Genomic DNA, 24,124 nt, shown 5'->3' on the forward strand with positions numbered 1-24,124 from the left:
GCCGGGACAGGGCCCGCTGCCGGGGCCGGGCTCGGGGCCGGGTCCGGGGCCGCGGCGGGTGTCGAGGGCGGTTCGGGTACCCGGAATGTGCCGGTGGTTCTGCGGGTGCGGATGCTGGCGAGGGTGTAGCCGGTCGCTGCTGCCGCCAGCCCGGCCACAATGGCTCCGGCCCGGCCCGCGCCGCCCGGTCGGCCGAGGGCCGCGTCGCGCAGCGCGCGGGCGACGCCGGCCGGGAGGACCCGTGTCGTGTAGCGGCGTTCGGACTCAAGTCCCTTGCCCGCGCCCACACTTCGCGCCACGAGTGCCTTCGACAACCCCTCGGCGTACGCACGCGTACGGAAGTAGGCGAAGCGCTCCCGGACGGCCGGGACCTTGTGGTGGATCACCGAGCGGTCGTCGATCAGCAGCACCGCGTCCGGCAGGGTCCGGGTGAGCCTGATGCACAGCTCCGTCTCCTCGCAGCCCAGCGGCCGCTTGTCGCCGTCCCTGCCGATGCCGGTGGCGAAGCCGCCCGCCGCGTCGAACGCCGACTTGCGGAAGGAGGCGTTCCCGCCCAGCACATTGCGGACCCGTACCCGCCCCGGCGGCAGGCCCTTGTACGTACAGCCGACGACCCAGTCGAACTCCTCGGGGAACCAGTCCGGTCTGCGGCCGGACGCCCAGGCGGGCATGGTCCTGCCCCCGACGGCCATCACGCGCGGGTCCTCGTACCCCTCGGCGAAGTGCCGCAGCCAGTCGCGCTCGGCCACGGCGTCGTCGTCGAGGAAGGCGACGATCTCGCCGCGGGCGGCGGCGATACCGGTGTTGCGGCCCGCGGAGAGGCCGCGGGGGCCCGCGTTGGCGAGCACCCGCACCTCCTCGTGTGCCGCTTCGTACTCCTTGCCCAGCCGCTCCAGCAGCGCCGGATTGTGGTCCACGACCAGCAGTGTCTCGGCGGCGGGCCGTGACTGGCCGCGTACCGAGTCGACCGCCGCGAGGATGTCCTCCCAGCGGTCCTCGGTGTACGCGCAGATCACCACCGAGATGTCCAGGTGGCTCAAGACACCTCTCCCCGGCCGGCGGCGGGCGCGAAGGCCGGCGGGCGCCGCCGTCCGGTCCGCCGCTTCCCCCGCTCCTTCAGAATCACTCTGAGGACGCGCAGTCCGTCCCGTACGGCGCTGAGGTTGCTCATGCCGTGGATGCGGACGTACTCGTGGCTGGGGATCTCCTGGACCCGCAGGCCGGCCTTGACGACCCGGATGTTCATCAGGGTCTCGACCTCGAAGCCCGTACAGTCGAGGTCGATCTTGTCGAGGCAGTGCCGCCAGAAGGCGTTGTAGCCGTAGCACAGGTCGGTGTAGCGGGCGCCGAACTTGGCGTTGACCACGGCGCACAGCACCCGGTTCCCGAGCTTGCGGATCGGCGTCATGTCGTCCGTGCCACCGCCGTTGGCGAAGCGCGAGCCCTTCGCGAAATCGGCCCCCGAGACGAGCGCCGACACGTAACTGACGATCTCGTGTCCGTCGGCCGAACCGTCCGCGTCGACCATCACGATGATCTCGCCGGTGCTGGCGGCGAATCCGCTGATCAGTGCGTCTCCCTTGCCTTTCCCGCGCTGTTTGACGACCTTGATTCCGGGCCACAGATCACGGGCCACCCGGACGGTGTCGTCGGTCGAATTCCCGTCGACCAGGATCACTTCGTGAATCCACGCGGGAAGGGTCTTGAAGACGTGCGGAAGATTTTCCGCCTCGTTCATGGCGGGGATCACGACACTCACCGGCGGTGCGATGGCGAGATGCGAAGAGATTGGCCGGTACTGACCGTTCTGGCCGTACTTGTCTCCGGCGCCGGATTTTACAGGATCTTGGCCCTCGACCGCAGGACGGAGGAATGAGCTCATGAGTCTTTCCCTCTCCACCGGTGGACCGCCCGCCCCCGGGCGGTCCGGATGAGTTTCCGGTTCGAAAGGGGGGTTCACGCCCCGCCCATGACGGAATGTCGCTCCGCACTGGCCGGACGAGCTGGCACAGCTGATCGCGCGGCCCGCGACTCGGCACAGTCAGGTCGCCGAGCACGGTACCCCCCTACCGCGCCCCGCCCCGGACACCATCGCGACGCTCGGGCCCTCCCCTGAGCCACTTTGATGATGAACCGATGCGGGTAGATGTGCGACGGTATTGACGATTGGGACTGTATGGCAGGACCTAGCGTTCAGATCGCAATTCGCCGATCCGCTTCAGCAGTTTATCGGCGGGCGCGAACAGTTCCGGCCGTTCGACAACTGTATTGCGCAGCGCCCGGGCCGGGGCGCGGTGCGCCCAGTGTCCGAGAGCGACCGGGTGATGCCGCATCACCCACCCCTCAGAGACCATGATTTCGCGGGTCTTGAGGGAATCCTTGTACTGTTTCTGGCCGCGGCCGAGATCGATGTACGCGATACCCCCGGCGGCCGCCGCTTCGGCAATACGCAGGTGCAGGAGCAGGCCGGGCGAGAATTTCGCGAACTCCGGGTCATAGGCCGGAAACCAGCAACACATGATCCTTTCCGAACGCGGACCGAAATGCGCGGCGATCGGCCGGCCGTCCGCGTAGAGCACCGAGAGCAGGCCGCTGAAGGACGGGCTCCTGGTGTGGAACAGATGCCGCACGAGCCCGACGATCCAGGGCTGGGTGAAGCGGTCGCTGCGCCCGGTCCTGCGGTACTGCGCGGACTTCCAGCGCATCAGCGTGCGCAGCGCCGCCGGGTCGCGCTCGTCGTGCACGTAGGTCAGCTCACCGACCGAGCGGAGCAGCTTGCGCTCCTTGGCCAGGGTCGACTTGAGGAATCTCGGCGAGTTCTTCCGCAGGTGGGCGAGGTACACCTCGTAACCGTCCTGCGTGTCGATCACGGGCGAAGGGAACGAACCCGCGACGCCTGCCTCGAACGGCCGCTGCCCCTGCGCCAGATGATCGAATTCCCACACCGCGAGCCCGCACGCCCGCAGCAGTTCCCGCGCGTCCCACGCGAAGCCGGGTCTGTGTACCAGCCCCTGACTGTCCGAGACGCCGAGACCGATGGCCCGGCCGACGCCGGTGGCGGATCTGTGGTGCGGGAAGAAAGCCGCGGGCTCACCACCTTCTTCCCGTACGACGGCCACGCGCACCCCGCGCCGGTACCGGCCCATGGCCAGCGTGAACTCGGGGGAGAGAAAGGGGTTCGCCAGCTCCGGCGCACCGTGGAGGTGGGCCTTCGACTGCATGGCGGTCCAGGCCGCGCGGTCGGCGGCGCTGAGCTCGCCGGGGCGGTGCACGCTGATGTCCATGTCAGGAGGTCCGCCTTCTCGCCGCAGGGCCGCCGGGGCGCCGTACCAGTGCCAGGAGGAAGAGCAGGGCGCTGATCGCGGCGACCGCCGCGACCCCGCCCCTGACCGACCAGTTGTGCGTGGCCAGCATCGCCTGGGCCACCAGCAGGTTGAGCGCGACGGCTCCCGCCGCCGATGCCACCAGCCGGCCGAGCGGCTCCAGGCCCCGAAGTCCCGCGGCCACCGCCGAAGCCGGCGCCACCATCAGGAAGAAGAGAGTGAACGGCGCGCGCAGTGGCGACGCCAGGTCGGCGAGCGCCAGTACGGCGCCGACCCCCGATACCGCGAGCGCCACGCCCGCGAGAACGGGCAGCGAGTCCGCGGCAGCTGCTAATGGCTTGTTACCGATGGTCCGCATAGGCGATTTTGCCCCCCGACGCGCCGGATGTCAGACTTCAATGTCGCTTAGCCCACACGGCTGCGTCAAGGATGCGGAGAGATGGTGCGGAAGATCCCCGGCGAAGTTCTTGGCATGGACACTTCCGGTGATGTATGGGGGCTGCTACGAAAGTTGAGGCGGAAATTCTGCTAAGGGAGGTTCCATGAAACTGTCCCGAATCGCGGCATTCTCATCCTCACTCCTGCTCACCGCCGTCCTCGCCCTCACCGGGGCGAGCGCGGCGCAAGCGGCCCAACAGGCCGAATCCCTGGACTATGTGGCCCTCGGCGACTCCTATTCCTCGGGCCTCGGTGCCGGCAACTACGACAGCGCGAGCGGCGCCTGCAAGCGCACCCCGCGCGCCTACCCGGCCCGGTGGGCGGCGTCCCATTCACCCTCGACGTTCGCGTTCACCGCTTGCGCGGGCGCCCGTACGGGTGATGTGACAGCCGGTCAGCTCGGCCCACTCAGCCCCTCGACCGACCTCGTCTCCCTCACCGTCGGCGGCAACGACGCCGGCTTCGCGGACGTCATGACGACGTGCGTCACCCAGTCCGAATCCGCCTGCCTGGCCCGGATCGCCGAAGCACGCGCCTACGTCGACTCCACCCTGCCCGGCAAGCTCGACTCCGTGTACGCGGCGATCAGAGCGAGGGCCACCACGGCGCACGTCGTCGTGCTCGGCTACCCCCGCTTCTACAAGCTGAACGGCAGTTGCGTCGCCGGGCTCACCGAGCGGGAACGCGCCGCCATCAACGACGCCTCCGACTACCTCAACACCGCCACCGCCAAGCGCGCGGCGGACCACGGCTACACCTTCGCGCAGGTCACTCCGGCCTTCACCGGCCACGAGATCTGCTCGTCGGCGCCGTGGCTGCACAGCGTGAAGTGGTCCAACATCGGCGAGTCGTACCACCCGACCGCGGCCGGCCAGTCGGGCGGTTACCTGCCCGTCTTCACCTCCGCCGCCTGATCTGCGTATCCGCCGAACTGCCGGCCGGGTAGGAGGCCTCGTCCGTAGGGTCAGGGGTCTCCTGCTCGCATGTCACCGAGAACGACGCGGAGTTGGAAGTGGCCTCCACCGGGCTCCTGACCTCCACGCTGATCTCGTCGCCACGGGTCTCGCCCTCCTTGTACGTCAGCTCCGTGTGGTTCACCTGCTTCGACTTCTCCTCGCCCGCGCCGAAGCTCAGCGTCTTCCACCCGGAGCCGGAGGACTCACCGCTCGCGGTCACCCACCGGTAGCCGACCTCGGCGGGGACGCGTCCGACCGTGAACGTCGCGGTGAAGGACGGCGCCTCGGCCTCCGGCGGCGGGCAGGTGCCGGAGTAACTGCCCTTCACCGTCGTGAGGGTGACTTTCACGGACTGGTGCGGCGGAGTGGTCGTACCCCCGTTGCCGCCGCCGTGGCCCCCGGTCCCGCCGTTGTTCCCCCCGTTCTCCCCGCTCCCCCCGTTGCCGCCGGTGTCCCCGCCCGTGGAGCCGCCGGTACTGGCGCCGTCCGTCCCGCCCCCGTCCGTCCCGCCACCGTCGGACCCACCGCCGTCATCGCCCCCGCCGGATCCGGTGCCCCCTCTGTCGCCGCCGCCGGTGGTGCCGGACGAGGTGCCGCCCGCAGCCGTACCAGGATCGTCGCCGGCGTTCATCAGTGCCCACGTGACGCCCCCGACGGCGAGCAGCAGCGCCGTCACCCCCGCCACCAGCACCACGACGCCCCGCCGCCGCGACCCGTCCCGCGTCGTGGTGGAGCCCGTCGCCGCGGGGAGTGGCTCGGGCGGCGGAAGAGGCGTGGGGCTGCCGGACGGCGACGGCCCCGCGACCGGCGTGGAGCCCGTCACGGTCGGGCTGTACGGACCGGCCGCGAACGCCGCCGCCCCGGTGCCCGGCGTACCCCCGGACCCCACGGCCCGCAGCATGCGCTCCGCCTCCCCGGCGGACATCCGCTCCGCCGGATCCTTGCGCAGGAGCCCCTCGATCACCGGCGTCAGCGCGCCCGCCCGCGCCGGGTGCGGCAGTTCCTCGTCGACCACGGCGCGCAGCGTGGAGAGCGGGGTGTCGTGCCGGAACGGCGAATTGCCCTCGACCGCGGCGTACAACAGCACCCCCAGCGACCACAGGTCGGACTCGGGTCCGGGCGTACGGCCCATCGCCCGCTCCGGCGCCAGGAATTCGGGCGACCCGATCAGTTCGCCGGTCATCGTGAGCGCCGAGCTGCCCTCGACCATCGCGATACCGAAGTCCGTCAGTACGACGCGGCCGTCATTGGCGATCAGTACGTTGCCGGGCTTCACGTCCCGGTGCAGTACGCCCGCCTCGTGCGCCGCGCGCAGGGCGGCCAGGACCTCGGTGCCGACCTGCGCGGCCCGCTGCGGGGAAAGCGGGCCCTCCCCGTCCAGTACGTCGGAGAGCGACAGCCCGCGCACCAGCTCCATCACGATCCACGGGCGGCCCTCGTCGGTCGCCACGTCGTACACGGTGATCACATTGCGGTGCGAGACACGGGCCGCCGCCCACGCCTCGCGCTCCAGCCGCGCGTACAGCCGCTGCCCGTCGGTGGCGCCGAGCCCGGACGGCGCCCTGACCTCCTTGACGGCGACCTCGCGGCCCAGGACGTCGTCGCGGGCGCGCCACACGACGCCCATTCCGCCCTCGCCCAGCGGTGCCAGCAGGCGGTACCGGCCCGCGATCACGCGCTGCTCATTGCCCGGCTGTTCACTCACTGGCGAGCCTCCTGTCCGCAGCAGAGCGGCATCGCGGCAGAAACCACTCAAAGCTAGCTCAACTCCGGCCCTGTGCAGCCCTCTTGGACGTCAATCCGCCCGCCGGGAGATTGGCGACGCGCGAACTGTCCAACTCGCCCTGGAATCAGCCGAATACGATGCGTAATCGCCGAGTGGTCGTCAACCCCCGTACAGGCGTGGTGAATCACATGGGCGGGATACACGAGTGTCTCGACGGGGCGATAGGGTTAATCTGCCCGGGCCGGGTGCCCTCGTACGGGTGGGGAGTGACATGGAACAGATAACGGTGCGCAGGCCTCGAGTGCCTGCGATCACATGCGGGAGCGGTGCGACCAGTTCGCGCCTCGACCGCCATCTCGCGGTGCTCGGTGGACCAGCCGTCCCGCGTGGTGAGGCGGCCGAGGCGACGCTGCTGATGCGCGAGCTCACGTCACGTGATGTCGCGCACTCGCGGACGAGCAGGAGTGGGCGTGTCTCGCTCTTCGCCCCGCTGCGACGGCTGCGTCGATCGCTTTTCGGCAGCCGCCACTGACCGGGGCGCGGGCCGGAGTTACGGACCGCTCAGGCGACCACACCGTCCCGGCGCAGCGCTGATACCTGTACGTCCGTCATCCCCAGGCCGTGCAGCAGCGCGTCGGTGTGCTCGCCGAGCGCGGGAACCGGGCCCATCTGCGGGTCCGGCCCGCCCGGCATCGTGATCGGCGGCAGCATCGCCCGCAGCGGCCCCGCCGGTGAACCGATCTCCCGCCAGCGGCCGCGCGCCGCCAACTGCGGATGCGCCGCCACATCGGCCACCGTGTTCAGCCGGGCACAGGCGATCCCGGCCGCCTCCAGCGCCGCGATTGCCTCCGGAGCACTCATCAGTCCCAGCGCCTCGGCGACGACGGCGTCCGTCTTGGCCCGGTTGCCCGTCCGCGCGGTGTTCGTGGCGAAGGCGGGATCGTCCGCCAGTTCCGGCCGCCGGAGCACCTGCCCGGCGAGGCGCCGCCACTCCCGGTCGTTCTGCACCGACAGCAGCACCTGACCGCCGTCCGCCGTGGGGTAGGCGTCGTACGGGCAGATCACGGCGTGCGCGACCCCCGTGCGGGCCGGCGCCTGACCCCCATGCATCCCGTGGTGCAGCGGATGCCCCATCCACTCCCCGAGCGCCTCCAGCATCGAGACCTCGATCGGCCCGCCGAGACCGGTGTTCGCGCGCCGCAGCAGGGCGGCAAGCACCCCGGAGAACGCGTACATCGCCGCCGCGATGTCGGCCGCCGGGATGCCGGCCTTCACCGGCTGCCCGGCGGTGCCGGTCACGGAGACGAGCCCCGCCTCGCACTGGACGAGCATGTCGTACGCCCGCTTGTCGGCGTACGGCCCGTCGGCGCCGTATCCCGAGATGTCGACGGCGACCAGGCGGGGATGCGCCGCGCACAGGGTCGCGGCGTCGAGACCGAGCCGTGCCGCCGCCCCGTTGGCGAGATTCTGCATGAACACATCGGCCCCCGCGACGAGTTGCCGCACCACGTCGAGCCCGCGCGGGTCCTTCAGATCCACGGCGAGGGACTCCTTGCCCCGGTTGCACCACACGAAGTGTGAGGCGAGGCCGCGCGCGGCGGTGTCGTAGCCACGGGCGAAATCGCCGCCGTCCGGGCGCTCGATCTTGATGACACGGGCGCCGAGATCGGCGAGCTGGCGGGTGGCGAAGGGCGCCGAGACGGCTTGTTCGACCGCGACGACGGTGATCCCGTCCAGGGGCAGGGGCTGAGTGCTCATGAGAGAACTGACTATCGTGTACGTCACACCTTTGTCACCCGGACATGTTGGCGGAGAACCTCGGGGAGCCGGCGTGCGAACCGGCCGCCCCGTACAACAACGGCCCGGTGTCCGGGCCACCCTTCACCGGCCGCTGTTCGCGTACTTGCGGACGGCGAGCGGCACGAAGACCGCGAGCAGCACCAGCGACCAGGCGATCGTCCCCGCCACCGGGTGGGCGACGGGCCAGGCGGCGTCCGCTGCCGGCGAGGCGTTCTGGCAGAGGCCGCGCACGGCCGTGGCCACGGCGCTGATCGGGTTCCACTCGGCGACCGTACGCAGCCAGCCCGGCAGGTTGTCGGTGGGGATGTACGCGCTGGAGATCAGCGGCAGGATGAAGGTGGCGCTGCCGAGCTGGCCGGCCGCCTCCTCGTTGTGGATGAGCAGGCCCAGGTAGCAGCCGACCCACGCGGTGGCGAAGCGGAACAGGACGAGGAGACCGAAGGCGCCGAGCGCCGCGAGCGCCCCGCCCTCGACGCGCCAGCCGACCGCGAGCCCCACCAGCGCCAGCGGCACCATGCCGGCGGCCGTGATCAGCAGGTCGGCGGCGGTCTGGCCGAGCGGCACCGCCGCCCGGCTCACCGGCATCGTACGGAAACGGTCCATCACGCCGCGGTGGGAGTCCTGGGCGGCCTGGAACATGCCGCTCATGATGCCGTTGGCGGCGGTCGCGGCGAGCAGCCCCGGCACCAGGAAGGCCCGGTACTCCTGGCCCGGCACGGCGAGCGCGCTGCCGAAGACGTAGCCGAAGAACAGCAGCATGGTGACCGGCATGGTCTGCATCAGGATCAACACGCCCGGCGCGTGCTTGACGCGCTGGAGGTGACGGCCGAGCATCGCGGTGCCGTCGTACACGATCGTGCTCATGCGGCCCGCTCCTCGGGGGTGTTGCGGCCGGTGAGGCGCAGGAAGACCTCGTCGAGGGTCGGCGGACGCAGGCTCGCGTCGACGACCGGCACGCCCGCCGCGTCGAGTTCCCGGACGATACGGGGCAGGGTGAGCGAGGGGTCGGCCGCGACGGCCCCCACGGTGCGGCGCTCGTGGTCGAGTACCGGCTCGGCGCCGGTGAGCTGGTCGAGTACGGCGGCCGCCGGGAGCATCGCGGACCCGTCGGCGACGACCACTTCCGCGTACGAGCCGATACGGGCCTTGAGTTCGGCGGGGGTGCCGGTGACGGCTGCCCGGCCCTGGTCGATGAGCACGATGTCGTCGGCGAGCCGGTCCGCCTCCTCCAGGTACTGCGTGGTGAGCAGCACGGTCGTGCCCCGGTCCGCCAGGTCGCGTACCGCGTTCCAGATCTGGTTCCTGCTGTGCGGGTCGAGTCCGGTGGTCGGCTCGTCGAGGAACAGCACCTCGGGCCGGGTGAGCAGGCTGGCCGCGAGGTCGAGGCGGCGGCGCATACCGCCCGAGTAGGTGCGGGCGGGGCGGTCGGCGGCGTCGGTGAGCTCGAAGCGTTCGAGGAGTTCGTCGGCGCGGGTGGGGCCTGCCGCGCCCCTGATGCGCAGCAAGCGGGCGAACAGCCGCAGGTTCTCGCGGCCGGACAGCTCGCCGTCCACCGATGCGGACTGGCCGGTGACGCCGATCGCGCGGCGTACGGCGCCGGGGGCGTCGCGGACGTCGTGGCCCGCGACGGTGGCCGTGCCGGAGTCGGGGGTGGTGAGGGTGGTCAGGACGCGGACGGCGGTCGTCTTGCCGGCGCCGTTCGGGCCGAGGATGCCGCAGACGGTGCCCTCGGCGACTGCGAGGTCGAGGCCGCGCAGGGCGTGGACGTCGCCGAACCGCTTTTCCAGCCCATCACTAAGTACAGCGTACGTAGTTGTCATGTGCTCACGGTAGCGCACTACGTACGCTGTACGTAACTAGGATGGTGGGCGAGGTGATGATCCATGGCAGTCGGCGGGCGTTCCGCGACACCCGAGGTGATCTGGGCCCGCCCCGAACGGGCCGGCCGCGGACCCAGGCCGGCGTACAGCCGCGCCGACATCGCGGCCGCGGCGGTGCGGATCGCGGACGCGGACGGGCTCGACGCGGTGTCGATGCGGCGAGTGGCGGCCGAGATCGGCTGCGGCACGATGTCGCTCTACAACTACGTGCCGCGCAAGGAGGACTTGTACGAGCTGATGGTCGACGAGGTCGGCGGCGAGTACGAGTTCCCCGAGCACCCGTCGGGGGACTGGCGCGCCGACATGCTGGCGCTGGCGCATCAGACGCGGGCACTGATGCACCGGCACCCGTGGCTGCCGGGCCTGATGTCGCCGGTGTACGGCTTCGGTCCCCACGTGCTCCGGTACCTGGAGTACTGCCTGACCTGCCTGGACGGGCTGGACGCGGCGCAGGGCACGAAGCTGGAGCTGGTGGCGACGGTCAACGGCATGGTCACGACGTACGTCGGCAACGAGCTCGCCACCGCCGAGCGCGCGCGCTCCATGCCCTGGTCGCCGGAGCAGGAGAACGCGGCGCGGGCCGCCTACCTCGGGCGCGAGATCGCCACGGGCAAGTACCCGCGGGTGGCGCAGGCGTTCGCGCAGGACTCGGGCCCGGTGGACATGGACGCGGTTTTCGACCGGATGCTGGGCCGGGTCCTGGACAGCTTCACGTAGCCACCGGCGGTTCACCGCGACCAGATCCAGCCCCTCCGGCGTTTGCGACGGGCTAGAGCAGGGCGAACTGGCCCTCCGGGCCCTCCTCCTGGTGGTCCAGGACCGACGCGGGCCGCCGTGCCGCGTCCGGGACCGGCAGCACCCCCGCCTCCGTCAGGTCGTCGCGGGTGATCCCGGCCCCGGCCCCCGCGACCGCCTTCCGCAACTCCTCCCGGCCCGCGTCCAGCTCACCCAGCAGCGCCAGCACCGTGATGAGCTCAAGCAAGTCGGACGTCCACTCCTGCGGCCACTGGGAGGGGCGGATCGCCTCCAGCATGCCCGGCTCACCCCGCGCGCTACGCCGCTCGAACCACATCTCCAGCACCCGCACTCCGCCCACCTGAAAGTCCCAGGCCGCGGCCGGTACGGGCGACACCCGGCCCTCCCCGAGGTGCAGCGCCTCCGCCTCCGCGTCGTACCGCAGCACCGAAGGCCACGCCGGGACCGCCGCCCGTACGTACGGGCGGCGGCCGCCCGGCAACCGGGGGCGCTCTCCGCCCCGCGCCCCCCGCACCTGCACCGCGGTCATCCGCCGCCCGAGGTCCACACCCGCCGCCCACACGTCCGGCCCCGCGGGCAGCGGCACCACCGCGCCGGCCGGTGAGGGTTCGGCAGCGGCGAGCGCCCAGGCCAGTACGTCGCCGGCGGCCACCTCGTGCCCGTAACGCGCGCTCAGCAGCGGCAGCAGCCCCGGTGTCAGGTTCGGCTCCCGGCCGCCGGGGCGGCGGTGCAGCGGGCGGATGCGGCCGGGCCGCCCGGCGGGGGAGCGGCCGTCCGGCAGCAGCGCGCTGACCAGCACACACGGCCCCGGCGTCGCCTGGGGCAGGTAACCCGGCTCCACGGCGAAGAGCTGATGCGAGTCGTCGGCGACCCGCCACAGCTCCGGCCGGGCGGCGTCGATCAGCCGGTGGTCGGGGATCAGCCACTGCTCGTCGAACGGGCCGTGCATGACGCGCACCGGCTCCGGGCAGGGGCCGCTCTCGCGCGCCAGACGGCCCGTGCCGGTGCGCTGCCCCGGCAGCGCGGCCACCGAAGTGCGCGTCGTACGCGCCCGCGTGGACGAGAAGAGCTCCTCGCGCCCGGCGCCCTCCGCCCCGACCAGCGCCTCCCAGCGGGCCCGCAGCGTACGCCTGTCCGGTGCGAGCACCCAGTCGCGGCCCAGCCGCATGGGCGCCACCGACCAGGGCATGAGTTCGCCGAGCAGCGGGGCTTCGGACCGCGTCGCAGTCATGCGGCCAACCATGCGGGCAACCATGCCGGCATCGTAACCACGGCGGGCGGCGCGCCCGGTCAGTGCGCGTCCACCGTCACCGAGAAGGAGAAGCGGTCGCCCCGGTAACGGATACGCGCCACATCCACCACCCGGCCGTCCCCGTCGTACGTCACACCCGTGTAGTGCAGGATCGGGCTGAGCAGCGGGACCTTGAGGAGGTCCGCCGTCTCGGGGTCGGCGAGCCGCGCCTCCACCGTGTCCGTGATCTTGCTGATGCGTACGCCCAGCACGTCCCGCAGCACCTTCGTCATGGGCCAGCGTTCGAGATCGGCGACGTCGAGTCCGGCGGCGACGTCCTGCCGCACCGCGTTCTGCGCCCAGTTCGTCGGCTCGCCGCTCTCGCCGTCGCAGCGCAGCCGCCGGTAGGTGACGACCTGGTCCGTGTCCGGGAAGTACTCGACGAGTTCGCCGGGGACGGGCGTGGGCCCGTGCCCCAGGATCGTCGTCAGCTCCCCGGACTGCTGGGCCACGATCGCGTCGATCGAGCCGAGCAGCCGGCGCGGGGCTCCGCGCCTGGCGCCCGGCTCGATGAACGTGCCGCGCCGCCGGTGCCTGCTGATCAGGCCCTCGGCCTCCAGCTCCTTGAGGGCCTGGCGCATCGTGAGCACGCTGACGCCGTAGTGCGTGGCGAGCTGCTCCTCGGTGGGCAGCCGCAACGACGCGTCGGGCGTGCGGCCCAGTATGGAAGCGCGCAGGGACTGCGAGACCTGGTACCAGAGCGGCAGCTTCCGGTTCAGGACCAGCGAGTCGGGGGCGAATGCGGTCACGGTCTCATTTCTCCGGTACGTACGTACTACGACCTGAAGTGGCGTTGCAGACCTTGCCACACGTCGTCGTACGACGACTGAAGGTGGTCGGCGGCAGCCGCCTGCGCGGTCGCCGTGACCGGCCAGCGCGTCTCGAACATGAAGGCCAGGCCGTCGTCGATCTTCTGCGGCTTCAGCTCGGCGGCGCTCGCCCTGTCGAACGTCTCGCGGTCGGGTCCGTGCGCCGACATCATGTTGTGCAGCGAGCCGCCGCCCGGCACGAATCCCTCGGCCTTCGCGTCGTACGCGCCCTCGATCAGGCCCATGTACTCACTCATCACATTGCGGTGGAAGTACGGCGGCCTGAAGGTGTCCTCACCGACCAGCCAGCGCGGCGCGAAGACGACGAAGTCGACGCCCGCGAGGCCCGGCGTGTCGGACGGCGAGGTGAGGACCGTGAAGATCGACGGGTCCGGGTGGTCGTAGCTGATGGTGCCCATGACGTTGAAGCGGCGCAGGTCGTAGACGTAGGGGACGTGGTTGCCGTGCCAGGCGACGACGTCGAGGGGCGAGTGGTCGTACGTCGCCGACCAGAGGTTGCCGCAGAACTTGTTGACCACCTCCACCGGGCCCTCGACCTCCTCGTACGCCGCCACCGGAGCCAGGAAGTCACGGGCGTTCGCGAGGCCGTTCGCGCCGATCGGGCCGAGGTCGGGGAGCTGGAACGGCTGCCCGTAGTTCTCGCAGACGTAACCGCGGGCGGTCGCGTCGAGCAGCTCGACGCGGAATCGCACCCCGCGCGGGATCAGCGCGATGTGGCCGGGCTCGCAGCGCAGCAGGCCGAACTCGGTGCGCAGGAGCAGGCCGCCGCGCTCCGGGACGATCAGCAGCTCGCCGTCGGCGTCGCTGAACACCCGGTTCTCCATGGAGGAGTTGGCGTGGTACAGGTGAATCGCCATGCCGGTGCGCTGGGTCGCGTCGCCGTTGCCGCCGACCGTCCACAGACCGGCCAGGAAATCGGTGCCGGGGGCCGGCTCGGGCAGCGGGTTCCAGCGCAGCCGGTTCGGGTCGGGGACGGTCTCGGTGAAGGGCGCGCCGCGCACGGTGCCGTTGTCGGTGCGTACGAACGGGGGGTGCGCGGCCGACGGCCTGATCCGGTACAGCCACGAGCGCCGGTTGTGGGCGCGCGGCTCGGTGAACGCCGAGCCGCTGAGCTGCTCGGCGTACAGCCCGAGCGGTGCGCGCTGGGGTGAATTGCGGCCGTGCGGCAGGGCGCCCGGAACGGCCTCCGAGCTGTGTTCGTTGCCGAAGCCCGAGGAGTGGGCCAGTCCCTCAGCCGCTTTCCTGGCCTGCTCGATGCCGCTCATCGTCCGCTCCCTGGGGTGCCGAAGAAAACCTACGGTGAATCCTATGGTCGACAGTAGGATTCGCGGGGCCGCTCGTCAACGGTCCCCCCGGCCGACGGGTGCCGCGCCCGTGCGGGGTGTCGGCATCATGGAGCGCGTGCCCCCAACGAACTCGCTCCGCCGAGCCCCCGTGCAGCAGCGCAGTGCCGACCGGCTCGCCCGGATACTGGACGCCTGCGCCCAACTCCTCGACGAGACCGGTTACGAGCGGCTGAGCACCCGCGCCGTCGCCGCCCGCGCGGGCGTGCCCATCGGGTCCGTCTACCGCTTCTTCGGCAACAAGCGCGCCATGGCTGACGCCCTCGCCCAGCGCAACCTCGACCATTACGCCGAGCGGATCAGCGGCCGCATCGCCGCGATGCCGGGCGAGGACTGGCGCGGCACCATCGACGCCGTGCTCGACGAGTACGTCGCCATGAAGCGCACCGTGCCGGGCTTCCGCCTCGTCGACTTCGGCGTGCAGATCCCGGTGGGGGGCCGGGCGGAAGACCCCGGCGCCGAGATCGACTACCGCGTCACCGACCGCCTGACCGACCTCCTCTCGGGCCACCTCGGCCGCACCCCGGACGCGGCGCTGCGCCGGACGGTCCTGGTCGCCGTCGAGGCCGCCGACGCCCTGCTCCAACTCGCCTTCCGCGTGAGCCCGTCGGGCGACCCCGACCTGATCACGGAGACCCGCGCCGTCCTGCACGCCTATCTGGCCCGGATCTTCGACTGATCCCTTGATCCCTTGATCCCTTGATCCCTGCCGGCCTGACCCTCCCCGCCGTGCCTACCGGTCGGTATGCTCGGCCGTGCCCGCGCGTCCCGCCGTCGCCGCCGCCCCCTGGAGGGCCCCCATGTCCGGTCATGACGAAGCCACAGCGTCCCGTACCGCCCTGCGCGTCTGCCCCCTCTGCGAAGCCACCTGCGGCCTGACCCTCACCATCGAGGGCACCAAGGTCACCGGCGCGCGCGGCGACCGCGACGATGTCTTCAGCCACGGGTTCATCTGCCCCAAGGGCGCCTCCTTCGCGGAAGTCGACTCCGACCCGGACCGGCTGACCGGGCCCCTCGTCCGCAAGAACGGCACCCTCCAGGAGGCGACGTGGAGCGAGGCATTCGACCTCGTCGCCGCCCGGATGCGGCCCCTGATCGAGGAGTACGGGCCCCACTCCGTCGGCGTCGTACTCGGCAACCCCAACGTCCACACCATGGCCGGCGCGCTCTACCCGCCCGTACTGCTCTCCCTGCTGCGCACGCGGAGCCTCTTCACGGCCAGCACCGTCGACCAGATGCCCAAGCACGTGTCCAGCGGCCTGCTCTTCGGCGACCCGCTCGCCATCCCGGTGCCCGACCTGGACCGTACGGACCATCTGCTGCTCCTCGGCGCCAACCCGCTGGATTCCAACGGCAGCCTGTGCACCGCCCCCGACTTCCCCGGCAAGCTCAAGGCGCTGCGCCGCCGCGGCGGCACGCTCGTCGTCGTCGATCCGCGCCGCACCCGCACCGCGAAGCTCGCCGACCGGCACGTCCCGATCAGGCCCGGTACGGACGCGCTGCTGCTCGCGGCGCTCGCCCGGGTCCTCTTCGAGGAGAAGCTGACCGATCCGGGTGTCCTGGCGGAGCAGGTCGAGGGTCTGGCCGAAGTGCGCGAAGCCGTACGGGACTTCACGCCGGAGGCCGTGGCGGCGGCCTGCGACGTCCCCGCCGACGAGATACGGCTGCTGGCCCGTGGGCTCGCCGCCGCGCCCACCGCGGCCGTGTACGGCCGGGTCGGCAGCTCCACCGTCGAGTTCGGGACCCTGACCAACTGGCTCGTCGACGTACTGAACATCATCACCGGCAATCTCGACCGCCCCGGCGGCGCGCTCTTCCCGCTCTCCGCCACCGCGCCCTCGCCGCGATCCGCCGGACCCGGCAAGGGGTTCGCGCTCGGCCGCTGGAAGAGCCGGGTCGGCGGACACCCCGAGGCCAAGGGAGAGCTGCCGCTGGCCGCGCTCGCCGAGGAGATCGACACACCGGGGGAGGGGCGGGTACGCGCGCTCATCGCCATCGCCGCCAACCCCGTGCTCTCCGCGCCCGACGGACTCCGCCTGGACCGCGCCCTGAGCGAGCACCTCGACTTCATGGTCAGCGTCGACCCGTACCTCAACGAGACCTCACTCCACGCCGATGTCGTCCTTCCGCCGCCGCCGCCGTCCCAGAGCGCTCACTTCGACTTCGCTTTCAACGCCTTCGCCGTGCGCAACCAGGCGCGTTACAGCCCGCCCGCCGTCCCCCTGGAGGACGGACGCATGGACGAGAGCGAGATCCACGCCCGGCTGATCCTCGCGGTGAGCGGCATGCACGGCGCCGACCCGTCCGCCGTCGACGATCTCGTCATCGAGCGCGCCCTGACCAAGGCCGTCGCCGAACCGCACTCGCCCCTCCACGGCGGCGACCCCGAGCACCTCGCCGCCGCACTCACCGGGCGCGGCGGACCGGAAAGGCGCCTCGACCTGATGCTGCGCCTGGGTCCGTACGACCTGGTGCTGGAGGATCTGCTGGCGAACCCGCACGGCGTCGACCTCGGCCCGCTCAAGCCGCGCCTCCCGCAGGTCCTGAAGACCCGCAGCGGAAAGGCCGAGCTGCTGCCAGGACCCATCGCCGCCGATCTGCCGCGACTGCGACGGGCACTCGACGAGCGGCCCGCGGCCGGGCTCGTGCTGGTCGGCCGCCGCCACCTGCGGTCCAACAATAGCTGGCTGCACAACATCCCCTCGCTCAACGGCGGCAGCAACCGCTGCACCCTCCAGGTCCACCCGGACGACGCGGCGCGCCTCGGCCTCACGGACGGCGGGGGCGCCCGGATCAGCGCGGAGGGAGGGGAACTGGAGGTTCCGGTGGAGGTGACGGACGCGGTACGGGCCGGAGTGGTGAGCCTGCCGCACGGGTGGGGGCACGACCGGGCGGGCGCCCGGATGGCCGTCGCGGCCGCCACCCCCGGAGTCAACGTCAACCAGTTGCTCGACGGGAGCCGACTGGACCCGCTGTCGGGCACCGCGGTGCTCAACGGATTTCCCGTCAACGTAACACCCATATCGTGACCTGGGGTTTTGCGCTTATTGCTCGCTCGTCAACATCTTGTTAACGCGTTGGAACGGGACCTAACGTCAACGAACCGCCTGGTCTGGTGGGAGTTCAAGGGCGAACGTTAGGTATCCCAAATGCTGACAATCCTCGGATTCGTCATGATCGCGACCTTCCTGGTCCTGATCATGATGAAGAAGATGTCGCCGATCGCGGCGCTCGTGCTGATCCCAGCACTCTTCTGTGTGCTGGTAGGACAGGGCGCCAAGCTCGGGGACTACGTCCTCGAAGGCGTCGGAAACCTCGCGCCGACCGCCGCGATGCTGATGTTCGCCATCGTGTATTTCGGCGTGATGATCGACGTGGGTCTCTTCGACCCGATCGTGCGCGGCATCCTGCGCTTCTGCAAGGCAGACCCGCTGCGGATCGTCGTGGGAACGGCCGTGCTCGCCGCCATCGTCTCGCTCGACGGCGACGGCTCGACCACCTTCATGATCACCGTCTCGGCGATGTATCCGCTGTACAAGCGGCTCGGGATGAGCCTGGTCGTGATGACCGGCGTCGCCGCCACCGCGAACGGCGTCATGAACACCCTCCCGTGGGGCGGGCCGACCGCCCGCGCCGCCACGGCGCTGAAGCTGGACGCGGCGGACATCTTCGTACCGATGATCCCGGCGCTCGCCGTGGGTCTGGCCTTCGTCTTCGTCCTGGCGTACGTGCTGGGGCGGCGGGAGCGCAAGCGGCTGGGGTACCTCACGCTGGACGAGGTCGTCGAGGCGGAGCCCGAGGTCCTCGTCACCGCGGGTGGCGGTGGCAGCGAGGTGCGCAAGTCCCTTGGCGGCAACGCCAGTTCGGGCACGGGCACCGACGCGGACGCCGGTCCGGCGTACGCCGCCGACGGCGGGGGCTTCCAGGGGCTCGACCCCAACCGTCCGACCCTGCGGCCCAAGCTCTACTGGTTCAACGCCGGGCTCACCGTCGTACTGCTCGCCGCGATGATCATGGAGCTGCTGCCGATCCCGGTCCTCTTCCTCATCGGCGCCGCTCTCGCCCTCACGGTCAACTACCCCAACATGACCGACCAGAAGGCCCGCATCGCCGCCCACGCCGACAACGTCCTCAACGTCTCCGGCATGGTCTTCGCCGCCGCCGTCTTCACCGGCGTCCTCACCGGCACCGGCATGGTCAAGCACATGGCCGACTGGCTCGTCGGCGCGATCCCCGAGGGCATGGGCCCCCACATGGCGATCGTCACCGGCCTCCTGAGCCTGCCGCTCACGTACTTCATGTCGAACGACGGCTTCTACTTCGGCGTGCTGCCCGTACTCGCGGAAGCCGGCGCGGCGCACGGGGTGTCGTCGCTGGAGATCGCCCGCGCGTCGCTCGTCGGCCAGGCACTGCACATGTCGAGCCCGCTCGTTCCGGCCGTGTACGTCCTGGTCGGCATGGCCAAGGTGGAGTTCGGCGACCACACGAAGTTCACCGTCAAGTGGGCGGCGCTCACCTCGCTGGTGGTGCTCGGCGCCGGAATCGCCTTCGGCATCATCTGATGCGCGGCAGGGGGACGACCGGCCGGGGCTGGCTGCTGCGCCTCGTCATCGCCTTCGGCTTCGCGCAGGCGGCGGTGTCGATGGCGCGCCCCGCCGTCTCGTACCGCGCCCTCGCCCTGGGGGCGGACGAGCGCGCGGTCGGCGTGATCGCGGGCGTGTACGCGCTGCTTCCCCTGTTCGCCGCCGTACCGCTGGGCCGCAGGACGGACCACGGACGATGCGCGCCCCTGCTGCCCGCCGGTGTGGTCCTGATCGCCGCCGGATGCGCCCTCAGCGGTACGGCGAACTCCCTGGTGGCGATGGCCGCCTGGAGCGGGGTGATGGGTCTCGGCCACCTCTGCTTCGTCATCGGCGCGCAGTCGATCGTCGCCCGGCAGTCCGCCCCGGCCGAACAGGACCGCAACTTCGGCCACTTCACCATCGGAGCCTCCCTCGGCCAGCTCACCGGCCCGGTGGCGGCAGGCCTCTTGATCTCCGGCCAGGATGGCGCGATGGCCCGCACCAGCGCGCTCGCCCTGGTCGTCTCGGCGGGCGTCGCGGCGGTGTCGTTCACCTCGCTCTGGCGGATCGAGCGCCGGGCGCAGGGCGGGGTGCGCGGGGAGGCGGCGGCGAAGGTCCCGGTCCGCCGGATCCTGCGCACGCGCGGCGTGCCGGCCGGGATCTTCATCAGCCTTGCCGTGCTCTCCGCGACCGACATCCTCACCGCGTACCTACCGGTCGTCGGCGAACACCGGGGGATCGCCCCCTCGGTCGTCGGCCTGCTGCTCAGCCTGCGGGCCGCGGCGACGATCGCCTGCCGGCTGGTGATGACGCCGATGATCCGGCTGCTCGGCCGCACGGCACTGATGAGCGTCACGTGCCTGCTGGCCGGGCTGCTGTGCGCGGCCGTCGCACTGCCGGTTCCGGTGGGCGTGCTGGCGGCTGTCCTGGCCGTCCTCGGCTTCTGCCTGGGCGTGGGACAGCCGTTGTCGATGACGACGGTGGTGCGGGCGGCCCCGCCGGAGGCGCGTTCGACGGCGCTGGCCCTGCGCCTGACCGGCAACCGCCTCGGGCAGGTCGCGGCGCCCGCGTCGGCGGGTCTGGTGGCCGGAGTGGCGGGCACGGCGGCCCCGTTCCTGATGCTGGCGGTGCTGCTCACCGGCGCGTCGGCGCTCGCCCTGCGGGACCCGGCGGCGCGGAACCGGCGCGCGTCCGGCGTGCCGAACGCGGGGAGCGGGGCTCGTACGCCCCGGTCGTGACCGCTGTTAGCTCGTGCGGCAGACACCGGTTGTCGGCCAGTCAGGTCATATCTGACTCTTTCTCAGCGTTTCGAGGCTTCTTCGCGCCCGGTATGTGACATCTAATCAGGCGATCGAGTGATCAGTACGACAATCATCTCGGCTTGAAGGAGCCCGCATGACCACCTCGACATCTCCTCGCTCCCACGGTGTCCGATCGGGCACGGCAGCCCTCGCCACGCTGGCCCTCGCAGGGGTGTCCCTGTGGGGCGCGTCCGCGGCGTTCGCCGTGGAGGGCGACAGCGGAGAGATCAAGATCCACAAGTCCGGAACGCGCGCCGCCGACACCAAGGACCACTACGAGGTCTGTACGTTCAACCTGTCCGCGACCAACTTCGAAACGGTGAAGATGGTCAACTGGACCGTCACCCCGCCGCAGCCGAAGACGCCCGTCGAGCCCATCCTGTCGGGTGGTCTCGTCCTCATGAACGGCAAGGGGAGCACTGCCGACTACTCGCTCCCGGACGGTCACTACCAGCTCAGCTGGACGTTCCCCGGCGGTGTCCCGAAGCAGAAGATCTTCAAGGTCAACTGCGCGAAGAAGCAGGACGACAAGCCCGCCCCGCGCGGTCCCGTACCCGCGGGCGGCGGCGGGGCCGCCGACATCGGTACCGGCACGGGCACGGGCACCGAGACCGACGACGGTGCGTCGGCAGGCATGGCGCCCGCCCTGGTCGCGGGTGCTGCGGGAGTGGCCGGGCTGATGTTCGTCCGACGGGCCCGCCGCCGCGCAAATGGCGCCGCGTAACACCCGCTACCGCCGTCGGCGCGGCCCGAGCCGGGGCATCCGCCTCGCGATGACCGCGACTGTGACGGTGACGTTGGTGACCGGTGTCGTCCGGGGGTGCGGCGATTCGCCCCCCGGCGCACCGGTCACCGCCGCTCACGACACGGCTGCTCACGACACCGCCGCTCACGACACGGCCGCCAAGAATCCGGCGCCGGAACCCGCGGCGAATGCCGCGAAGCCACGGGAGCCGACGCCGGCACAGGCTTCGAAGCCGGCTCCGGCACCTGTGCCCAAGCCGGTCCAGAAGCCGGCCACCGAGCCGGTGCCGAAGCCGGTGCCCAAGCCGGTCCAGAAGCCGGCCACCAAGCCGGTTCCCAAGCCAGTCCGGAAGCCGGTCCCGAAGCCGGTCCCGAGGCCGGTCCAGGCGACGCATCCGCCGCTGCCCGTCTCGACGCCGCTGAGCGTCGCCGTCCCCGCCATCACCATCGAGTCGCCCATCACCGGGCTCGGACTCGACCCGCAGGGCCACCTGGCCGCCCCGCCGGTCGACAACCCGCGCCTGGTCGGCTGGTACCGGGACGGCCCGACCCCGGGTGAGGCGGGAACCTCGCTCCTCGTCGGCCACCGGGACACCCGGACCGGACCGGCCATCTTCCTCAACCTCAACGCACTCGTCCCCGGCGACGTCGTCCACGTCGTACGGGAGGACCGCCGCACCGCGGTGTTCACCGTCGACGCCGTGCGGACGTACAAGAAGGAGGCATTCCCCGACACCGAGGTGTACGGCGCCAAAGCCGGCCGCCCGGAGCTGCGGATCCTGACCTGCGGCGGCAGCTTCGACAAGAAGACCGGGTACGCCTCCAACGTCGTAGTCTTCGCCCATCTCACGGACGTGAAGTACGCGTGACCCAGCCCCTCGACCAACCCGGCGGCCGCCCCGCCGGTCCGGTCGGGGGGCTTCCGCGCGCGCATAGTCTCCACCGAAGGGACTCCACCATGCCTGTCCGGATCACACCCACCCGCCTGGCCACCGCCACCGCCGGTGCACTGCTCGCGGCCGGCGCCCCCGCCGCGTACGCCGCGCTCGGTGACGGCGCCCCGCAACCCCGTGCCGCTGTCCGCGGGGAGGCGTACGTGGAAACACGGCTGTTCTTCGGGACGGAACGCCCCGACGGCGGCCCGGACGTCACCGACCAGCAGTTCATGCGCTTCGTCGACCGGCACGTGACGGGCAGCTTCCCCGACGGCCTCACCGTGCAGGCCGGCCGGGGCCAGTGGCGGGACGCCAACGGCACGATCGAGCGCGAGCGTTCGTACGAGCTGATCCTCCTCTACCCGGCGTCGCAGGCGAAGGCCCGCGACCCGCACATCGAGCGGGTCCGCGACGCCTACAAGCGCGCCTACGCCCAGGAGGCCGTGGCCCGCCTCGACGATCCGGTCCGCGCCGACTTCTGATCACGGCCGGAGCGTCGCCCACACCGTCTTGCCGACCTCCCGGCCGCTGACGCCCCACGTTTCGGCCAGCGCCGCCACGAGCAGCAGCCCGCGCCCCGCCTCCGACTCGGCGGGCGGGGCGAGCGGCGGCGGCGCGGGCAGGCGGCGTTCGGTGCATGTGTCGGTGACCTCGATGCGCAGGAGGCCGCCCGCGTCGAGCGCGAGCCGCAGCTCGAAGTCGCGGCCGGGGACGCGGCCGTGGGTGACGGCGTTCGCGGCGAGCTCGGCGACGATCAGCGCGGCGATGTCGGACGAGTCGCTGCCGTACGAGATGCCCCACTCGTCGAGCTGGTGCACGGCCAGCAGCCGCGCCAGCCTGGCGGCTTTACGGGTGGGCGAGAACCTCTGCCTGAACACACGTACGGTAATGGTCGGTTGGGCCTCGGGCGGCTGTGTCTCGGTATGCATGGGGCAACCGTGGCGGCCCACCACCGCTGTCCACCAGCGAACACGTCCGTACGCTGCGCCACCGTACGGACACAGGGAGTGGACAGTACGGTGGCGCATGCCGTAACCCTGGGTGAGCTGAGTGCGGGGAGAGTTCAGGCACTGGGAGGTGGCCGGGTATGGCCGGGGACTGGGAACGCGAAGAGCCGGAATCATCGGACAGCCTGAAGACCTTCGGGGCTTTCGTCCAGGGGTTGCGGGAACATGCGGGCTTCACGAGAGAGGAGTTCGGGCCGCTGGTGCAGTTCTCCAAGCACACGATCGAGTCGATCGAGCTGGGGAGGCGGATGCCGGACAAGGATTTCGTGGAGCGGGCGGAGGCGGTGCTGGGGGGTACGGGGGCGCTGCGGAGGGCGTTCGGGCATTTGACGCGACAGCCGGGGCTGGCGGCTTGGTTCAAGAAGTGGGCGAAGCTTGAGCAGACGGCGGTCAGCATGGATACGTACGAATGCAGGCTGGTGCCGGGGCTGTTGCAGTCGGAGGGCTATGTGCGCGCTGTGTTTGAGGACGACACTCCGCCGCTCTCCGACGATCAGATGGAGATTCAGCTGGCCGCCCGCATGGACCGGCAACGACTGCTGGGTGAGCGGCCCAATACATCGTTCAGCTTCATCATCGACGAGGCCGTCTTCCGGCGTCGGATCGGTGGTGCCGAGGTCACGTCCGAACTTATTGACCACGTGCTGGACAGTACGAAGCCACGGAACGTCGTCTTGCAGCTCATGCCGCTGGACTGCGAGCACCACGCCTGTCTGGCGGGCCCGCTGCAACTGCTGGAGACGCCGGATGGGCGGCGATTCGCTTACTCCGAGGGGCAGCAGAACGGTCGGCTCATCTCTGTCGTGAAAGAGGTCGCCGTGCTCCATCAGCGTTATGCGACACTGCGCTCGCAGGCCCTTACCCCCAAGGACTCACGTGGCCTGCTGGAGCGGATCCGAGGAGCACTATGAGCACCGAACTCGCCTGGTTCAAGAGCAGTTACAGCAGCGCCCAGGGCGACAGTTGCGTCGAAGTAGCCCTGTCCTGGCACAAGTCCAGCTACAGCAGCGGCGACGGCGACAGCTGCGTCGAAGTAGCTCTGCCGTGGCACAAGTCCAGCTACAGCGGAACCGAGGGCGACAACTGCGTAGAGGTAGCCGCCTGCCCCGGCACCGTCCACGTACGCGACTCCAAGGACAAGTCCGGGCCCGTCCTCGCCCTCCCGCCCCGCGCGTGGGCGGACTTCCTCGCCCTGGCCAGGCAGTAGGACCTTGGGCCCTGGCGCGCAAAAA

General features: G+C 71.1%; 23 protein-coding genes and 1 pseudogene. 12 read left to right on the plus strand and 12 right to left on the minus strand.

Going from position 1 to position 24,124, the window contains the following annotated elements; all coding sequences use genetic code 11:
* Positions 1-71: 71 nt before the first annotated feature.
* The 4 genes and pseudogenes from G412_RS37015 to G412_RS0132340 form a co-directional block, all read right to left on the minus strand.
* Positions 72-1,040: pseudogene (locus tag G412_RS37015) on the minus strand (glycosyltransferase family 2 protein); the annotation flags it as partial.
* Positions 1,037-1,882 carry a glycosyltransferase family 2 protein gene (locus G412_RS0132330; RefSeq protein ID WP_028815657.1) on the minus strand — a complete coding sequence of 282 codons (846 nt, stop codon included), beginning with the start codon at positions 1,880-1,882 and terminating at the stop codon, positions 1,037-1,039. The gene G412_RS0132330 and the pseudogene G412_RS37015, both read right to left, overlap by 4 nt.
* Before the next feature lie 304 nt (positions 1,883-2,186).
* Positions 2,187-3,284, minus strand: coding sequence for a GNAT family N-acetyltransferase (locus tag G412_RS0132335; protein ID WP_028815658.1), 1,098 nt, complete (start codon positions 3,282-3,284; stop codon positions 2,187-2,189).
* A 1-nt stretch (position 3,285) separates the two neighbouring features.
* Complete coding sequence (locus G412_RS0132340; RefSeq protein ID WP_028815659.1) at positions 3,286-3,681, minus strand: hypothetical protein; 396 nt, start codon at positions 3,679-3,681, stop codon at positions 3,286-3,288.
* A gap of 184 nt (positions 3,682-3,865) precedes the next feature.
* Here G412_RS0132340 and G412_RS0132345 point away from each other — a divergent pair, with 184 nt between their 5' ends.
* The gene (locus G412_RS0132345; protein ID WP_028815660.1) at positions 3,866-4,675 is read left to right on the plus strand and encodes an SGNH/GDSL hydrolase family protein; all 810 of its coding nucleotides are present in this window, start codon (positions 3,866-3,868) and stop codon (positions 4,673-4,675) included.
* Here the strand turns inward: G412_RS0132345 and G412_RS0132350 are convergent.
* The gene (locus G412_RS0132350) at positions 4,659-6,422 is read right to left on the minus strand and encodes a serine/threonine-protein kinase (RefSeq protein WP_028815661.1); all 1,764 of its coding nucleotides are present in this window, start codon (positions 6,420-6,422) and stop codon (positions 4,659-4,661) included. The two genes, G412_RS0132345 and G412_RS0132350, sit on opposite strands and share 17 nt — an antisense overlap.
* Before the next feature lie 292 nt (positions 6,423-6,714).
* On the opposite strand from G412_RS0132350, the gene G412_RS41325 reads away from it, so the two are divergent.
* Entirely contained in the window at positions 6,715-6,975 is a 261-nt protein-coding gene (locus G412_RS41325) for a hypothetical protein (RefSeq protein ID WP_078607597.1), read from the plus strand.
* 29 nt (positions 6,976-7,004) lie between these two features.
* Here the strand turns inward: G412_RS41325 and G412_RS0132355 are convergent, their stop codons facing one another.
* The 3 genes from G412_RS0132355 to G412_RS0132365 form a co-directional block, all read right to left on the minus strand.
* A complete protein-coding gene (locus tag G412_RS0132355; RefSeq protein WP_028815662.1) occupies positions 7,005-8,201 on the minus strand; it encodes a CaiB/BaiF CoA transferase family protein in 1,197 nt (398 codons plus the stop codon).
* Between the two features lie 123 nt (positions 8,202-8,324).
* Entirely contained in the window at positions 8,325-9,107 is a 783-nt protein-coding gene (locus G412_RS0132360; protein ID WP_028815663.1) for an ABC transporter permease, read from the minus strand.
* Complete coding sequence (locus G412_RS0132365; protein ID WP_028815664.1) at positions 9,104-10,063, minus strand: daunorubicin resistance protein DrrA family ABC transporter ATP-binding protein; 960 nt, start codon at positions 10,061-10,063, stop codon at positions 9,104-9,106. The genes G412_RS0132360 and G412_RS0132365 overlap by 4 nt, the downstream gene beginning before the upstream one ends.
* A gap of 63 nt (positions 10,064-10,126) precedes the next feature.
* Here G412_RS0132365 and G412_RS0132370 point away from each other — a divergent pair, with 63 nt between their 5' ends.
* Positions 10,127-10,840 (plus strand): TetR/AcrR family transcriptional regulator, encoded by a 714-nt coding sequence (locus G412_RS0132370; protein WP_028815665.1) that lies wholly within the window; start codon positions 10,127-10,129, stop codon positions 10,838-10,840.
* 52 nt (positions 10,841-10,892) lie between these two features.
* Here G412_RS0132370 and G412_RS0132375 read toward each other — a convergent pair whose 3' ends face one another.
* From G412_RS0132375 to hmgA, 3 genes are read right to left on the minus strand one after another with little or no spacing between them, the layout of a single operon-like run.
* The gene (locus G412_RS0132375) at positions 10,893-12,122 is read right to left on the minus strand and encodes a type ISP restriction/modification enzyme (protein ID WP_051338749.1); all 1,230 of its coding nucleotides are present in this window, start codon (positions 12,120-12,122) and stop codon (positions 10,893-10,895) included.
* Between the two features lie 47 nt (positions 12,123-12,169).
* Positions 12,170-12,919 (minus strand): GntR family transcriptional regulator, encoded by a 750-nt coding sequence (locus G412_RS0132380; protein WP_028815667.1) that lies wholly within the window; start codon positions 12,917-12,919, stop codon positions 12,170-12,172.
* A gap of 26 nt (positions 12,920-12,945) precedes the next feature.
* Positions 12,946-14,265: a homogentisate 1,2-dioxygenase gene (hmgA, locus tag G412_RS0132385; RefSeq protein WP_028815668.1), complete on the minus strand. Its 1,320-nt coding sequence runs from the start codon at positions 14,263-14,265 to the stop codon at positions 12,946-12,948.
* A gap of 127 nt (positions 14,266-14,392) precedes the next feature.
* On the opposite strand from hmgA, the gene G412_RS0132390 reads away from it, so the two are divergent.
* The 7 genes from G412_RS0132390 (at position 14,393) to G412_RS0132420 (ending at position 22,367) form a co-directional block, all read left to right on the plus strand.
* Complete coding sequence (locus tag G412_RS0132390; protein WP_028815669.1) at positions 14,393-15,022, plus strand: TetR/AcrR family transcriptional regulator; 630 nt, start codon at positions 14,393-14,395, stop codon at positions 15,020-15,022.
* Positions 15,023-15,143: 121 nt separating this feature from the next.
* Positions 15,144-17,372 (plus strand): molybdopterin-dependent oxidoreductase, encoded by a 2,229-nt coding sequence (locus G412_RS0132395; RefSeq protein WP_028815670.1) that lies wholly within the window; start codon positions 15,144-15,146, stop codon positions 17,370-17,372.
* Between the two features lie 120 nt (positions 17,373-17,492).
* Positions 17,493-18,905, plus strand: coding sequence for a CitMHS family transporter (locus tag G412_RS0132400; RefSeq protein ID WP_028815671.1), 1,413 nt, complete (start codon positions 17,493-17,495; stop codon positions 18,903-18,905).
* Positions 18,905-20,143, plus strand: a complete 1,239-nt coding sequence (locus tag G412_RS0132405) for an MFS transporter (protein ID WP_028815672.1) — start codon at positions 18,905-18,907, stop codon at positions 20,141-20,143. The genes G412_RS0132400 and G412_RS0132405 overlap by 1 nt, the downstream gene beginning before the upstream one ends.
* Positions 20,144-20,300: 157 nt before the next feature.
* Positions 20,301-20,930 (plus strand): hypothetical protein, encoded by a 630-nt coding sequence (locus tag G412_RS0132410; protein WP_028815673.1) that lies wholly within the window; start codon positions 20,301-20,303, stop codon positions 20,928-20,930.
* A gap of 268 nt (positions 20,931-21,198) precedes the next feature.
* Positions 21,199-21,819, plus strand: coding sequence for a class F sortase (locus G412_RS38840; protein WP_425274531.1), 621 nt, complete (start codon positions 21,199-21,201; stop codon positions 21,817-21,819).
* 89 nt (positions 21,820-21,908) lie between these two features.
* Positions 21,909-22,367 carry a DUF3574 domain-containing protein gene (locus G412_RS0132420; RefSeq protein ID WP_028815675.1) on the plus strand — a complete coding sequence of 153 codons (459 nt, stop codon included), beginning with the start codon at positions 21,909-21,911 and terminating at the stop codon, positions 22,365-22,367.
* Here the strand turns inward: G412_RS0132420 and G412_RS0132425 are convergent, their stop codons facing one another.
* Positions 22,368-22,814 (minus strand): ATP-binding protein, encoded by a 447-nt coding sequence (locus G412_RS0132425; RefSeq protein ID WP_028815676.1) that lies wholly within the window; start codon positions 22,812-22,814, stop codon positions 22,368-22,370.
* Between the two features lie 158 nt (positions 22,815-22,972).
* Here G412_RS0132425 and G412_RS0132430 point away from each other — a divergent pair, with 158 nt between their 5' ends.
* Both G412_RS0132430 and G412_RS0132435 read left to right on the plus strand, forming a co-directional pair.
* Positions 22,973-23,803 carry a helix-turn-helix domain-containing protein gene (locus tag G412_RS0132430; protein ID WP_028815677.1) on the plus strand — a complete coding sequence of 277 codons (831 nt, stop codon included), beginning with the start codon at positions 22,973-22,975 and terminating at the stop codon, positions 23,801-23,803.
* Positions 23,800-24,099 carry a DUF397 domain-containing protein gene (locus G412_RS0132435; protein ID WP_028815678.1) on the plus strand — a complete coding sequence of 100 codons (300 nt, stop codon included), beginning with the start codon at positions 23,800-23,802 and terminating at the stop codon, positions 24,097-24,099. Before G412_RS0132430 ends, G412_RS0132435 begins: the two co-directional genes overlap by 4 nt.
* Positions 24,100-24,124: the final 25 nt, after the last annotated feature.

The organism is Streptomyces flavidovirens DSM 40150 (assembly GCF_000429085.1).
GTDB lineage: Bacteria > Actinomycetota > Actinomycetes > Streptomycetales > Streptomycetaceae > Streptomyces > Streptomyces flavidovirens.